This window comes from Paenibacillus glacialis, assembly GCF_001637205.1.
GTDB classification, from domain to species: Bacteria; Bacillota; Bacilli; order Paenibacillales; family Paenibacillaceae; genus Paenibacillus_AQ; species Paenibacillus_AQ glacialis.
Map to the genome: position 1 here is coordinate 1 of NZ_LVJH01000043.1, position 13158 is coordinate 13158.

Here is a 13158-nt window from a genome sequence, read left to right on the forward strand (position 1 = left end):
TCACCCGTCCGCCGCTAAGTTGTTTTGGAAGCAAGCTTCCAAAACAACTCCGCTCGACTTGCATGTATTAGGCATGCCGCCAGCGTTCGTCCTGAGCCAGGATCAAACTCTCCATATAGTAGATCGTTTCAAATCAGCTTTGCAGCGATTTGGAACAATCTATGAAAAGAGCGATTATGCTCATTTAAAACAAACTGACGAGAAATTTCTTTCTCTATCAAATGATTTCTCATTTGTTTTGATTTCACTTTCGTGAAATCTACTCACTCGTTGTTCAGTTTTCAAAGACCAATGATTTCGCTTTGTCGTTACCAGTCTGTCTCGGTGACAACTTTTATATTATATCATGTCCGGTTCGTTTACGCAAGCTTTTTTTCGATTTAAGTTTCATTCGATATTGGCTTGCCGATTCAACAAAACACTTATTTGTTGGCCGGACTAATAATATATCACGGCGGTAAAATGAATGCAAGTCTTTTTTAATAAAATGTTTATAGAAATTAGAATCTCCTCATTCAGTATAAATTTATACACGATTTTATCTTCTATAGAAGATTCTCATAGCTCTATACCCCCAATACATATTTGAACAAAAAGATAGCATGGCCACATGGCCATGCTATCTTTGTAATTTCCCGAAAAGTAATTTCTTATCCTGCGCTACCGAGGAATACATAACGTAGAATGATCAGAAATGCCAACACCCACATCATCCAGTGAATGTTATATTTCTTCTTCTCTACAAGGTTACCGAAAGTAGCCAGAATAACATAAGTAACAATACCGAACGAAATCCCGTTAGCAATATTGTAAGTGAAAGGCATCATTGTAATAGTCAAGAAAGCCGGAATCGCCACGACCATATCCTGAAAGTCGATTTCTTTAATGGATTGTACCATAAGAACACCAACGATAATCAGCGCCGCCGCAGTAGCCGATCCTGGAATCAATGCTACAACTGGAGCAAGGAACAAGGCTAACAAGAAACATACACCTGTTGTTACAGCGGTAAGACCTGTACGCCCGCCTTCAGCTACTCCTGCTGCACTTTCAACAAATGCTGTTGTTGTGGAAGTACCAAGCATAGCTCCACCTGTTACAGCAACTGCATCTACAAACATTGCTTTACCTACACGTTTCTTACCTTCTACCGGATCTTTCATAATACCAGCACGTTGAGCCGTACCAACCAATGTACCGAACGTATCAAACAATTCTACAAAGGTAAACGTCACGATCGCAGAGATAAGACCTGTGTGCATAATGCCTTCCCAATCAAAGGACATAAAGTTCAACTGGGTGAAGTCAGGAACCCAATGAATATCATTGCTCTGCAAGGAACTGAAATTTACTGCACCCATCATGATGGCTACAAGCGTTGTCCCGAGGATACCAAACAAAATTGCACCTTTAACACGAAGCACCATCAAAATAGCGATTAGAATCACACCAACAAGTGCTAATTGAACATCTGTATTCGTAAGGCTACCAAGATGAATCACTGTTTCGAATCCTAGCACATCTGTAAATGTATGTGCTGGAATATCCTTACCAGCTTCAACACCGATTGTCATCAGTCCACTGTTCTTCAAACCTAGTACGGTGATGAACAAACCAATACCGACTGTAATTGCATGTTTTAAGCTATCTGGAATAGCTTCAAGTAACATTTGTCGTATATGAGTAATCGTCAATAGAATAAAGATCAAACCAGAGACAAATACCGCGGTTAAGCCCATTTGCCAAGTGAACGGATGATCTGTCGATGCTGAAGACAATACAACAGAAGCGAAATAAGCATTCAAACCCATACCAGGCGCCAAAGCAACTGGGAAATTAATAAACAAGCCCATTGCAATTGTAAAAATCCCTGCCGCTAGTGCAGTAGCCAAAAATACAGAATACCATCCCATGTCTATTTGGCCAAAAGCCGTTAGCGTGTTCGGATTGACAGACAAGATATAAGCCATTGCCATAAATGTAGTCAAACCAGCCATAATCTCTGTGCGTACTGTAGTACCATTCTGTTTCAGTTTAAAAAACCGATTCATTAGAATACTTCCCCCTTAAATATGTTTGACAGCAACAAAAAGCTGGAGTCATAGTGACTCCAGCCCGAAAAAATAAGAGAACAACCCGTATGTTAATAGCCCAAAAGCTATTGCAAACGTGGGTTTCTTTTATAATCGTAGCCAGGTCATTATGGTGACCTCGTAGAGACTTCCAAGCCAATCCTCGGAATTATACGAAATATGTGTTGTTGTGCTTTATCATTTTATGTCGAAGAAACATACCTTGTCAATGATATATCCGTACATTATACATTCTTTTTTTATCATTGTTCGTGAATTAATTGTTTAATGTGTTTTTTTCTATTATTCTCATATGACGGATATCCTATTTACTAACCATCGTACTTTTGGGACAAAATATTCGCTTTCATTCGTGAAAAGGAGAAACTCTACACCGTCATGTTACTCATCACTTTGGAGTACCCTTCACTAGAGAGCGAACCGAAACGGTTTGAATCGATCATTCATCTTCATCCAAACCCAACAAGGATTATCGAATCATCCTTCCTCACAAAAAAAAGAGCAAATCCCATTAACATAACGGGTTGCTCTTCTTTGTCTTGTTCTTATTCTATAATTACTCCCACTCAATCGTTGCAGGTGGCTTAGAGGTAACGTCATAGACGATACGGTTAACATTATCCACTTCATTTACGATACGAACGGAGATTTTCTCCAGCACATCCCAAGGGATACGTGCCCAGTCCGCAGTCATTCCATCGATGGAAGTTACCGCACGGATACCGACAGTGTAAGAATACGTACGAGCATCGCCCATTACTCCTACACTCTTCATATTAGGAAGAGCGGTAAAGTACTGCCAAATTTCACGATCTAATCCCGCTTTCGCGATTTCTTCACGTAGAATATAATCCGAATCCCGTACAATCGTTAGCTTCTCTTCCGTCACTTCACCCAATACACGAATCGCAAGACCCGGTCCTGGGAACGGTTGACGCCATACGATTTCAGGAGGCAATCCACATTCTTCACCGACTTTACGAACTTCATCTTTAAATAATGTATTCAAAGGTTCAATCAATTTGAACTTCATGTCTTCAGGAAGTCCACCCACATTATGATGTGATTTGATCGTTTGAGCTGTAGCTGTTCCACTCTCTACGATGTCCGTATAAAGCGTTCCTTGAGCCAAATATTTAAACTCATCGAATTGACCTGATTCTTCTTCAAATACATAGATGAATTCATTCCCGATAATTTTACGTTTCTGTTCAGGATCATCTACACCAGCAAGCTTGGACATAAATCGATCGCGGGCATCGATTTTAACAACTTTCATATCGAATTTACCTACGAAAGTCTCCATTACGCTCTCAGCTTCACCCTTACGTAATAGTCCATGATCAATGAACATACACGTTAACTGGTCACCAATAGCTCTATGGATCAATCTAGCCACAACGGAAGAATCTACACCTCCGCTGAGTGCACACAATACGTTATCTGTTCCAACAAGCTCACGAATTTCGCGAACTTTATCCTCAACAAATGATTCCATCGTCCAATTGCCTTCACATTGGCAGATTTCATAAAGGAAGTTACGAATCATCTCGTTACCGTTCACTGAGTGCTGAACTTCTGGATGGAACTGTACTGCGTACAGTTGCTTCTCAACATTACTCATCGCAGCAATCGGTGCAGATTCCGTACCTGCATTCAGAACGAATCCAGTCGGAAGCTCCACCACGTGGTCTCCATGGCTCATCCATACTGTCTGATTCAACTCTAGACCTTTGAGAAGTGTAGTCTGATTGTTAAATTGTAAATCAGCCTTACCGTATTCTCGTTTAGAAGAACGCTCTACTTTTCCGTTCAGTTGATGCGCCATAAGCTGCATCCCGTAGCAAATACCTAATATTGGAAGGTTCAGATCATAAATCGCAGGATCTACATGTGGTGCATTTTCTGCATAAACACTGGATGGTCCTCCAGAGAACACAATTCCTTTAGGGGAAAGTTCCTTAATTTTCTCGGCTGGTGTGTTGTATGGCAACAATTCGCTATATACACCCAAGTCGCGAATGCGGCGTGCTATCAATTGATTATATTGTCCTCCAAAGTCAAGGACTACGATGATTTCGTTAGGTTTACTCATTGTGTTGTCGTGCCTCCCTTAATTGTTATTGCTAATTATACGCAAACGTAAATCATACCGTCAAGAAAGTTAGAACTAGTTATATAGATTGAACTAAAGTTTGCGCTCTCCATTTCAATCATTTCTAAAGAAGTTCATGAATATGGGGTTTCGTCTTTAGTTCAATCTATATAGTTATGACAGTGAATGAGCTAGCGCTTCGCATCGTTGCAAAAAAGATATACTTTGGACACGATTTAGGAGTGTTTTATCGTAAGCGATGCTTTCCCATTGTTCCACAAATCGAACTAATTCCTGATGTAGATTCTCATCCGTAATCGTGAGTGAATGGACATATTCTCTTAAGGTAAATCCCTTCGGAATCGAGCCAAAACGCCTATCCACCTCGTCCCATATGACAAGAGCGGCCTGCAACAATTGTTCCTTTTGAGGAAAGGCGCTCCTTGTTATATGACGTAATCTCCACAGACGAAAGTACCGACGACTTTTCCAAATGCTCGTAATCGCAGCTATGATAAGTATCGTCACAAATATCATTCCTGGGATAAAATACCCCGCTTCACCTGCCGCTATTCGTATCTTCGAAACAGTCCCTACGATCTTATCCATACGGTCGGTAATAAAATTCTCAAGAGAGCCCTTATTATCCCCTATTGGTGTGGCTACCGGAACAGACTCTGATTTCTCTTGAAGGCTCGAGAACCCTGGTGTTGGATCAAAAGGAATCCATCCCATTTCAGGAAAAAACACCTCTACCCAAGAATGCGCATTACTGGATTTGACAACATATGTCGTAGTGCTACCATTTTCTAGTGTTCCTGGTGCGTATCCTTTTACCAAGCGAGATGGAATTCCTTGAGTTCGAAGAAGAACCACCATAGATGTAGAGAAATGGTTACAGTATCCCAGTTTCGTCTGGAATAAAAAGTTGTCAACGAAGTCCTGATTGGCTGGAGGAACGCTTGTGTTAAGAGAATATTTATAGTTGTTCTGCAAAAAGGTCTGCACTGCCCGTACCGCATCATAGCGATTAATGGTATTAGATGTCATTTGGACACCTAGTTCCTTAATACGTAAAGGAAGTTGTTCAGGCAACTGCAAATATCGTTTTGAAATAGACTCAGGATCAGTACCTGAAGCCTTACGCAATAAATCAGCGTTTATCGATGGAATAGCAACTTCAACTTGATAACTTTTTACAGGACTAGAGCTTACGGTGCCTGGATATTTAAGCGTATCCGCTATTTCATCGTGTAACAGATACACCGAGCTTTCTCCGTTCATTGTGGAAATATTCGTAACTTGCTTCGCACCCCCTCCACTAAAGAGAGGGATTTCACCAGGCATAGGTTGATTAAATTTTATAGTCTGAATAGCGAGCTTCACCTCACTATCCTCTTTCACGGATGAATCATTCTGCAAGCTAGCTTTCATATCAACGGCATTGAAATAAGCCTGTGGTTCCGCCCAACGTCGACCATCATAATACCCAAAGGTTTCCCCACGCCAATAAGACGAAACTGGTGATTCCGCTACGAATTCTATCTTACTCGTGAGTTGAAGAGGTATGCCCAACTCCTCCGCTCCTGCACCATACCCAGTGACCGCTGACCGAGAGTCCTGCTGATTAAGCTCTAATCCCGACCAATCCTTGAACTTCTCCACTGCTGCTTGAACACTGATCTGCTGCGCAGGCTTAACAGAGATTACTTTGCCACCCATCCAAGCTATACCAACAGCTGTTGTACCTATCACACAAACGATCACAAACCAAAAACTATAGTGGCGATTACTTAGTCCATAAGAAGATGAAGATCGTTCAAGGAGTCTAGATAACGAGATGCCCCCTTGAAGAATAACAAGCAATAGAGCAGTACGAACTATATCTGGATATACGTCTAATCCAAGTAGCGTTTCTAGGCAGAGTAAATAGACTAAAGTTGCCGCTGCGAAGAGCCCTATACTCCCACGATAAAGAGCCAAAGATTGTACCGTTGACACAAGTAGACTCCATCCCATCATAAGGATCAGCGTACGTGTCTCTGGTCCAACTACCGAAAGGCTCCATTCCTGCATAACCATTGTGATATCATGCTGAATAATCGCCCGATATGCAACAAACCAATCTAACCCTCTATCTCTTCCCGTTAAGAATGCCCATGCCCCCATGGTTAGAAATAGATGCAAGGGGATGGATATCCACATCTTTGATCGAAACATCCCTACGAGTAACAGTAATGCCGTTAGTCCATACAACACTTCTATTAATGAACTACTTAAACTTAAATATCCGCTAGAGAGTGGATACAACCATTCCACAAACAATCCCATAATAGGGCAGGACAATAAACACCGATACAGGAGTGTATCTGCTCGTCTAGATTTAGGAAGAGCGTCTTCTGTTCTAGGAGAAGCAAGTCCGATTGGACTATACATAGCGATTTCTGCGTTCTGTATAGGAACCGTCATAACTCTTCACCTCCTTACCTGAGACGCTATCTATTGCTCTCTTTGCACTTGAAGAATCTATGTTTAATCTGAACAATCTTGCTCCTATAGATTGAAGAGAGTTGGCAATCGCATCTTGTCTTGTTCGTAGTTCTACGTCCTCACCATTTTTATTAGATTTATTAGATAATGAACTACTTGAGAAGACAGAGTATATATCCACCATCAGCCCTTTACGTTGAAGACTTGCTACCGCTTTGGTAAGTTCACCATGTAACCCACCTGTAATGACAGCAACTCTTGTTCCTGGCAGTAACTGATCCATATCCTCCATCACTTCGGAGATTCTCTTTGTTCCATTCGGCTCAATGATGGCAAGGGTAGTAAGGGGCGAGGGAGAACCAATGGGCGTCTTTAGGTCACCCTCTCCGCTCATCAACTCCACATGTACACCCTCATCTAATGCATTCTGAAGTAAACCCGCTGCGGCGGAAACAGCCCCTTCGAATAACTCTCGCGTAGCGTTCTTGAGGCTCCCTACTTCAGAATCTATTATTGTATAGCTCTGCGGATTATGATCCAGAATAATACATAACTCATGATCTTCTAATTCCTCTAAGAGGCGAGTCTGTAATCTCCCCCGCCGAGCCGAGCTTTTCCAATGAACTCGGCTCAATGGATCACCCGCGTAATAGTCGCGAACCTCTAACCCCCAGATACCGGTAGGTCGTTGCTGCTGCTCCACTTGCTCCCCTTCTCTAACATCCTGACTTGTCCATCCATGTTCTAAGGAGATGGTTGCAGGTATCGGGAGCACGATGATGTCTTCTTCACAAGGCAGTAAATAACTATTCTTGAAACAATGAAACAGCCCACCCCACTCCACATGGCAGACTTGATAAGTCGTGATCCCCCGAGGGAGGTTCTGTAAATAATACTTATAGGTATATGAACGACGCCACCCAGGAAACCACAATTTATTGTAGCTTCCTTCTGTGAAATAATCCGTGATACTCATCCAAGGAAGGGGAAGTACAGACCGAAATTCAATATACACCTCTACTTCAACTTCTTTACCAGCTGTAAGCTGGAGGGGATTAGCTGTCCTCTTAATCTCAATATGATGAGCACCAAACCATTGCAGAGCAAGGCCACCTAACATAAAGATTGCAGTAAGCATCATTAGAAACCATACAGAGGTCCCTCCATTCCACATATACAATGAAATGAGTGCACCTAGCCATGCGGCTGCAATCAACCATTCCCGTATCCTGGCCCTCATGATCTGCTCCCTTTCCGGCTTCGATACGGAGGCACGTTGATTCTAGACATTAGTTCCAGCACAAGTTCTTCACCAGAGATACCTTCCATTAGGCTCCGCGCATGAACTACAATGCGATGGGAAAGCACAGCAGCTGCGGTTTCTTTAACATCATCTGGTGTGACGTACATTCTTCCATTCATATAAGCTGCCGCTTGCGAGGCTACCATCCAAGCTAACGTTCCACGCGGACTGATGCCAAGCCTTAGTCTAGGATGACGTCGTGATTCATCAGCAACAGATACAAGTAATTGTTTAATGGAATCATCCACAAACACATTCTTCACTTCTCGCTGCATAACTTCCATTTCTTCAGCCATCATTACAGGTCTCACTCGATCCAATGGGTGGTTCATTTGCATACGTGATAATAAATCAATTTCCTGCTCTGGGCTTGGATAACCTAGACTAAGTCGTATCAGGAAACGATCAAGTTGTGCTTCGGGCAACTTATAAGTACCTTCGAATTGAAGCGGATTCTGAGTCGCCAACAAAAGAAATGGACGTGGTAATGGATACGTCTTACCATCAACAGTCACCTTCTGCTCTTCCATCGCTTCCAACAGCGCTGATTGCGTGCGTGGAGAGGCACGATTAATCTCATCCGCCAATACGACATTGGACATAATGGGTCCTGCTCTGAATTCAAAATGCCCAGTATGTGGATGGTATACGGAAATACCCGTAATATCAGAAGGCATAAGATCGTAAGTGAATTGAATACGACCAAACGATCCTCCCATACAGGCAGCAATAGCTCGAACGAGCATCGTTTTACCTACACCCGGTACATCTTCAAGAAGGACATGCCCACCACTTAACATAGACATCAGTACAAGACGAATCTCAGATTCTTTGCCAACCATAACTGTACTCACGCGTGAGATCATTCTATCTAGTAATTCGGGTGCTAATTCTTTGTGATTCATCGATGGAGTAGACAACATGATTACCTCTCTTCTCCTCATGGATTGATTCTGTTTAAATCTATCAACTATTATTTCCATGAAAGAAGAGAAGTAGACATCTGATATTATATTTTCATAGAATGACACTAATTATTCGCTAGATCGATTGAACTAACGTTTGCGTTTTCAAAAAGTTCAATCCTTTCTACAGAAAATCATGATTATGAGTTGTTCAGTCTATATAGATGATTTCATAAAGCTCTGATTCTCCATTCTTCCTCGTTCACGTTGATCGAAATAGGATCATGTCCTGTTGCACTTAGAATTTCACGAAGTGGGACCCAGAGCGTATTCCCTTTCATCTGGACAGGCACGTTCTTTGTCTGTGAAGCTGTTTCTTTCTTATTGCTGGTCCAATCTCCTGTAGCTACACTAATCTGAAGGGAGTTTAATCCCATATCTATAACAGCTAGCTTATTCTTGACATCCCACTTCACACTGACGTCCATTTTATCCATCATTGTCCGTAGAGGAACCATTATCCTTCCTTCGAAGATACGATATTCACCATGTTTAAAGTCTGTCTCCAGCCTACCTATTTCCATTACTAATCGTTTACCATGAGTGAAAAGCGCAGCATTAGGAAGCACATTTGTAGCAATCCATTCTTCATTAGGTTGCGGGCGTTGTAGGGCTCTCGCACTCTTAGTCACTTTGAACTGGAAGGATTCAAGCTTAGGTAGCTCCGGAGTTAGAACATCGAATTTGTACCCTTTATCTTTATAATAAGAAATAATCTCGGGAAGTGCCTTTACAGTCTCTTCATGTCCATTGCCATCATGCATTAGCACTACAACCTGATCGTTATTGATATTCGTAGTCGCATCTTTGATAATATCTCTTGCCGGCACACCTCGACGCTTGGAGTCACCACTATCTACATTCCAATCGACAACCTGATACCCACCTTCTTTCAATAAAGTGAAATAAGTATCGTCAAAATGTCCTGCTGTTCCTCCCGGAGCCCTTACTAAGGAAGTATGTAAGCCCGTAACGGAACGAATCGTTTCCTCAGTCTGTTTGATCTGACTCCAGAATGGGGAGAATCCTTTATATAGTTCTTCATAATTATGATTATACGAGTGATTACCTAGAGCATGTCCCTCTTCCACAGCTCTAGTCACTAATTCAGGAAAACGTTTTACTTGCTCACCTAATACGAAGAAGGTAGCATGTATATTGAACCCTTTTAATATATCGAGGACTTCGTCTGTCAGTTTACTTGGTCCATCGTCAAAAGTAAGATACACTGTCTTCTGTGGGAGTAAGGTTTCAGCTTGAGATTTTGTTGAAGACAATAACTCTAATGTAGGTGAACTCGTCGCTTGATAGTTTAGAAGATTCATATCTCGCATAGGTGTAGATACGCCCTTTGAGATTGTCGATATCGATTGGGTAGACTTAATATCAAATAGTTGGTTAACATTGTGCTTTCCCTGTTCAGGGAACATCAATACAGCAAGTAACAACATCATAAGTACGAGTACAAATTTTTGTGTATTGATGATAAAAAATGATTTAATCATAAAATTTACCTCCACCGTTTCTATGAATTCAACTTTTCTGATAGATTATATGGTGGGGGTTACGAAAAAAGACTAGAGTTTGAATTGTTTTTTACGATAGCTATATCTGGAGAGTGATCAAAATGGAAGTACTACGTTGGATTCAACTTCTATTCGAGGAATACGGTTATTTAGTATTGTTTGTAGGTCTGTTATTGGAGTTCATTGCTCTCCCCTTTCCTGGAGAAACCACAATGGCCTATGCTGGTTATCTTTCTTATTTAGGTTCACTACATTTCGGATGGCTTATCATTATGGGCTTTCTCGGTACAACGATTGGTATGACGATTACTTATTTCATTGGGCTCAAGGCTGGTCTCCCCTTCGTGAATCGATTTGGCAAATGGATATTTCTATCTCCACGCAAACTTACCAAAACACGTAAATGGTTCGGTAAGTATGGACAAAATCTTATTTTCATTGGCTACTTTATTCCGGGTGTTCGACATTTCACGGGTTACTTCTCTGGTATAAACGCTCTCCCCTTTCGTAGGTTTGCCTTGTATGCCTATAGCGGGGCGCTGTTCTGGGTTATTCTCTTTATCAGTCTCGGCAAAATATTCGGCCCACAATGGCAAGTTGTATTCCACTTGGCAGAAATGTATTCTCTATGGATCGTTGCGGGAATCACTATTATCGCACTTATATTCATAGCCTATCGTTTCCGTAAAAGAGTGTTGTCTATGTTTACTAAATCAAGCAAGAAAAAAGTTAAACGATCATCATGAAATTTACATATCCTAAAGAGGGCGTCCCAAAAGTCATTGATGAAATGGCTAGGGGCACCCTCTTTCTGTAGGAGCAAAATAGATGGTGTGAGCGGACGCTCCGAGAACGGACCGTTCCTTCAATCGCTGAGGTCTCCAAATTTCTGGATTGAAACCGCGCGGTGGTTGAAATTCGAAAGACCAAGCATCTGCCTTCGAAGTAGCTTTCCTACGGAAAGCTTATAGGCGACCGCTTACGCTTTTTCGAAATCGTTCCGTCCTTTGCACTACTTTAAGCAAAAATTATCAACTCTTCTCACCCACTACACAACAACACAAAGAAATCACTCTTTTTCTCTGCAAGATCTATTATTTTCTGTAGATACTGATTATGGAAATATCCATAAAGTATCATCGGGTGATAATTTTAATTAAATCGAGGGCGTATCTTTCAACCCTCTTCATACGTTATATAACCATAGGCCTTGAAGGAGTGATTAACATGTTAATCCACACAAAAACGGAAACACAAACTGAACTAAAGAAACAATGTGAAGATCTATATTCAATATTGCAACAACACTGTCTCTCTATCACCAATAATCGTTGGGACGCCGACGATTTAACACAGGAGACATTCGCTAAGACCTTATCCTACTATGCGTCTAAAAGCGAACCGAATATCACCATGCCCTTACTTCGTACCATTGCGCGTAATTCTTGGATTGACGAAGTGCGCAAAAAGTCTAAGTTACAGCTTGGTCCCGTGGATGAATGTGGTCATGAAGACAAGAAATCAGAGGATCTTCAAGAAGCGTTGGATCAGCTAATTGAGAAATTAACGCCCAAGCAGCTGTTAGCGTTCGTTATGAAGGAAGCTTTCCTATATTCATTGTCTGAGATCGCAAATACATTACAGATCAAGGAAACAGCAGTTAAAGCACTCTTGTATCGTGCTCGCCAGAAATCCCAAGACCATACCGGAGACTTTAGTCATCACTGGCTCAATATTCCCCAGGATTGGTTTAAAAGTCGGCTACTTCAAGCGGTTAAATATGAGAACCCCGCATTTCTCGAAGAGCTCATTATTGCAATTGGTAAAACAACTTCACAAAAACATGTTCACAAAGAATCCCGTTTACCAGTCTGCATGATGCTTCAAACCTTACCGAAAATCAATATGGCTGCATAAATTTTTGTTTCGTAAAAAATTAAGCTTATGCTTTCGAAGTTAGTTTTTCTTCGAAAAACTTTAATACCAATGCTTACGAAGTATTTTTGCTACGCAAAAATTTTAGGAGGATCCAAAAATGAGTATTATACCTTATGTTGTTGAACAAACCTCTCAAGGAGAGAGGTCTTATGATATTTATTCCCGTTTGCTGAAAGATCGCATCGTATTTCTAGGATCGGAGATTAACGATGCTACGGCTAACAACATAGTCGCACAGCTTCTTTTTCTAGCAGCAGATGATCCGGACAAAGATATTTCTCTGTATATTAATAGCCCTGGAGGATCTGTTACTGCTGCTTTTGCAGTGTATGATACGATGCAATTTATCAAACCGAATGTCAGAACCATTTGCACAGGGCTTGCTGCTTCAGCCGCTTCACTACTACTGTTGGCTGGTCATAAAGGTAAACGTCTTGCACTACAACACAGTGAAATTATGATTCATCAACCTTTGGGTGGAGCACAAGGCCAAGCGACAGACATTGAAATATCCGCACGTCGTATTCTGAAAATAAAGGACCAACTAAATCGTTTATTTGCTGAAAAAACCGGTCAGTCCTTAGAGAAGGTCACCATGGACATGGAAAGAGACTACTTCTTATCAGCTGAAGAAGCCAAGTCCTATGGGATTGTGGATGAAGTCGTGTGTTCACCCCTGTAATGTAAATGATCAACAATCCAACTTCTTATATTTCTAAGATGTTGGATTTTTTTCGCAAAAAAACCC

The 13158-nt window shown here is 41.4% G+C and carries 9 protein-coding genes, 1 rRNA gene and 1 riboswitch; of the genes, 3 read left to right on the top strand and 7 right to left on the bottom strand.

Translation table 11 applies throughout. The annotated features are described in order from the left end of the window. The 7 genes from PGLA_RS18960 to PGLA_RS18990 all read right to left on the bottom strand — a co-directional run. Positions 1–118 (bottom strand): 16S ribosomal RNA (locus tag PGLA_RS18960); the annotation flags it as partial. A 532-nt stretch (positions 119–650) separates the two neighbouring features. Beyond that, a complete protein-coding gene (locus tag PGLA_RS18965) occupies positions 651–2051 on the bottom strand; it encodes an NCS2 family permease (RefSeq protein WP_068535897.1) in 1401 nt (466 codons plus the stop codon). Between the two features lie 118 nt (positions 2052–2169). Continuing rightward, a riboswitch (purine riboswitch) is annotated at positions 2170–2269 on the bottom strand. Between the two features lie 380 nt (positions 2270–2649). Continuing rightward, complete coding sequence (guaA, locus tag PGLA_RS18970; RefSeq protein WP_068535899.1) at positions 2650–4188, bottom strand: glutamine-hydrolyzing GMP synthase; 1539 nt, start codon at positions 4186–4188, stop codon at positions 2650–2652. A 174-nt stretch (positions 4189–4362) separates the two neighbouring features. Continuing rightward, positions 4363–6657 carry a transglutaminase-like domain-containing protein gene (locus PGLA_RS18975; protein ID WP_068535901.1) on the bottom strand — a complete coding sequence of 765 codons (2295 nt, stop codon included), beginning with the start codon at positions 6655–6657 and terminating at the stop codon, positions 4363–4365. Then, positions 6617–7918: a DUF58 domain-containing protein gene (locus tag PGLA_RS18980; RefSeq protein WP_068535903.1), complete on the bottom strand. Its 1302-nt coding sequence runs from the start codon at positions 7916–7918 to the stop codon at positions 6617–6619. Before PGLA_RS18980 ends, PGLA_RS18975 begins: the two co-directional genes overlap by 41 nt. Further along, positions 7915–8904 carry an AAA family ATPase gene (locus PGLA_RS18985; protein ID WP_245700153.1) on the bottom strand — a complete coding sequence of 330 codons (990 nt, stop codon included), beginning with the start codon at positions 8902–8904 and terminating at the stop codon, positions 7915–7917. Before PGLA_RS18985 ends, PGLA_RS18980 begins: the two co-directional genes overlap by 4 nt. A 212-nt stretch (positions 8905–9116) precedes the next feature. Continuing rightward, positions 9117–10451: a polysaccharide deacetylase family protein gene (locus tag PGLA_RS18990; protein WP_245700155.1), complete on the bottom strand. Its 1335-nt coding sequence runs from the start codon at positions 10449–10451 to the stop codon at positions 9117–9119. Between the two features lie 122 nt (positions 10452–10573). On the opposite strand from PGLA_RS18990, the gene PGLA_RS18995 reads away from it, so the two are divergent. The 3 genes from PGLA_RS18995 to clpP all read left to right on the top strand — a co-directional run bounded on the left by PGLA_RS18995 (position 10574) and on the right by clpP (position 13092). Then, the gene (locus PGLA_RS18995) at positions 10574–11218 is read left to right on the top strand and encodes a DedA family protein (RefSeq protein WP_068535905.1); all 645 of its coding nucleotides are present in this window, start codon (positions 10574–10576) and stop codon (positions 11216–11218) included. A gap of 481 nt (positions 11219–11699) precedes the next feature. Continuing rightward, entirely contained in the window at positions 11700–12389 is a 690-nt protein-coding gene (locus tag PGLA_RS19000; protein ID WP_068535907.1) for a sigma-70 family RNA polymerase sigma factor, read from the top strand. A 118-nt stretch (positions 12390–12507) separates the two neighbouring features. Next, positions 12508–13092 (top strand): ATP-dependent Clp endopeptidase proteolytic subunit ClpP, encoded by a 585-nt coding sequence (gene clpP, locus PGLA_RS19005; protein WP_068535909.1) that lies wholly within the window; start codon positions 12508–12510, stop codon positions 13090–13092. The last annotated feature ends 66 nt before the right edge of the window (positions 13093–13158 follow it).

What these genes read in the sequence shown, in the direction of transcription:
- PGLA_RS18965 (WP_068535897.1), bottom strand. Translation starts at nt 2,051, where the DNA reads ATGAATCGGTTTTTTAAACTGAAACAGAATGGTACTACAGTACGCACA.
- clpP (WP_068535909.1), top strand. Translation starts at nt 12,508, where the DNA reads ATGAGTATTATACCTTATGTTGTTGAACAAACCTCTCAAGGAGAGAGG.
- PGLA_RS19000 (WP_068535907.1), top strand. Translation starts at nt 11,700, where the DNA reads ATGTTAATCCACACAAAAACGGAAACACAAACTGAACTAAAGAAACAA.
- PGLA_RS18975 (WP_068535901.1), bottom strand. Translation starts at nt 6,657, where the DNA reads ATGACGGTTCCTATACAGAACGCAGAAATCGCTATGTATAGTCCAATC.
- PGLA_RS18980 (WP_068535903.1), bottom strand. Translation starts at nt 7,918, where the DNA reads ATGAGGGCCAGGATACGGGAATGGTTGATTGCAGCCGCATGGCTAGGT.
- PGLA_RS18995 (WP_068535905.1), top strand. Translation starts at nt 10,574, where the DNA reads ATGGAAGTACTACGTTGGATTCAACTTCTATTCGAGGAATACGGTTAT.
- guaA (WP_068535899.1), bottom strand. Translation starts at nt 4,188, where the DNA reads ATGAGTAAACCTAACGAAATCATCGTAGTCCTTGACTTTGGAGGACAA.
- PGLA_RS18985 (WP_245700153.1), bottom strand. Translation starts at nt 8,904, where the DNA reads ATGTTGTCTACTCCATCGATGAATCACAAAGAATTAGCACCCGAATTA.
- PGLA_RS18990 (WP_245700155.1), bottom strand. Translation starts at nt 10,451, where the DNA reads ATGATTAAATCATTTTTTATCATCAATACACAAAAATTTGTACTCGTA.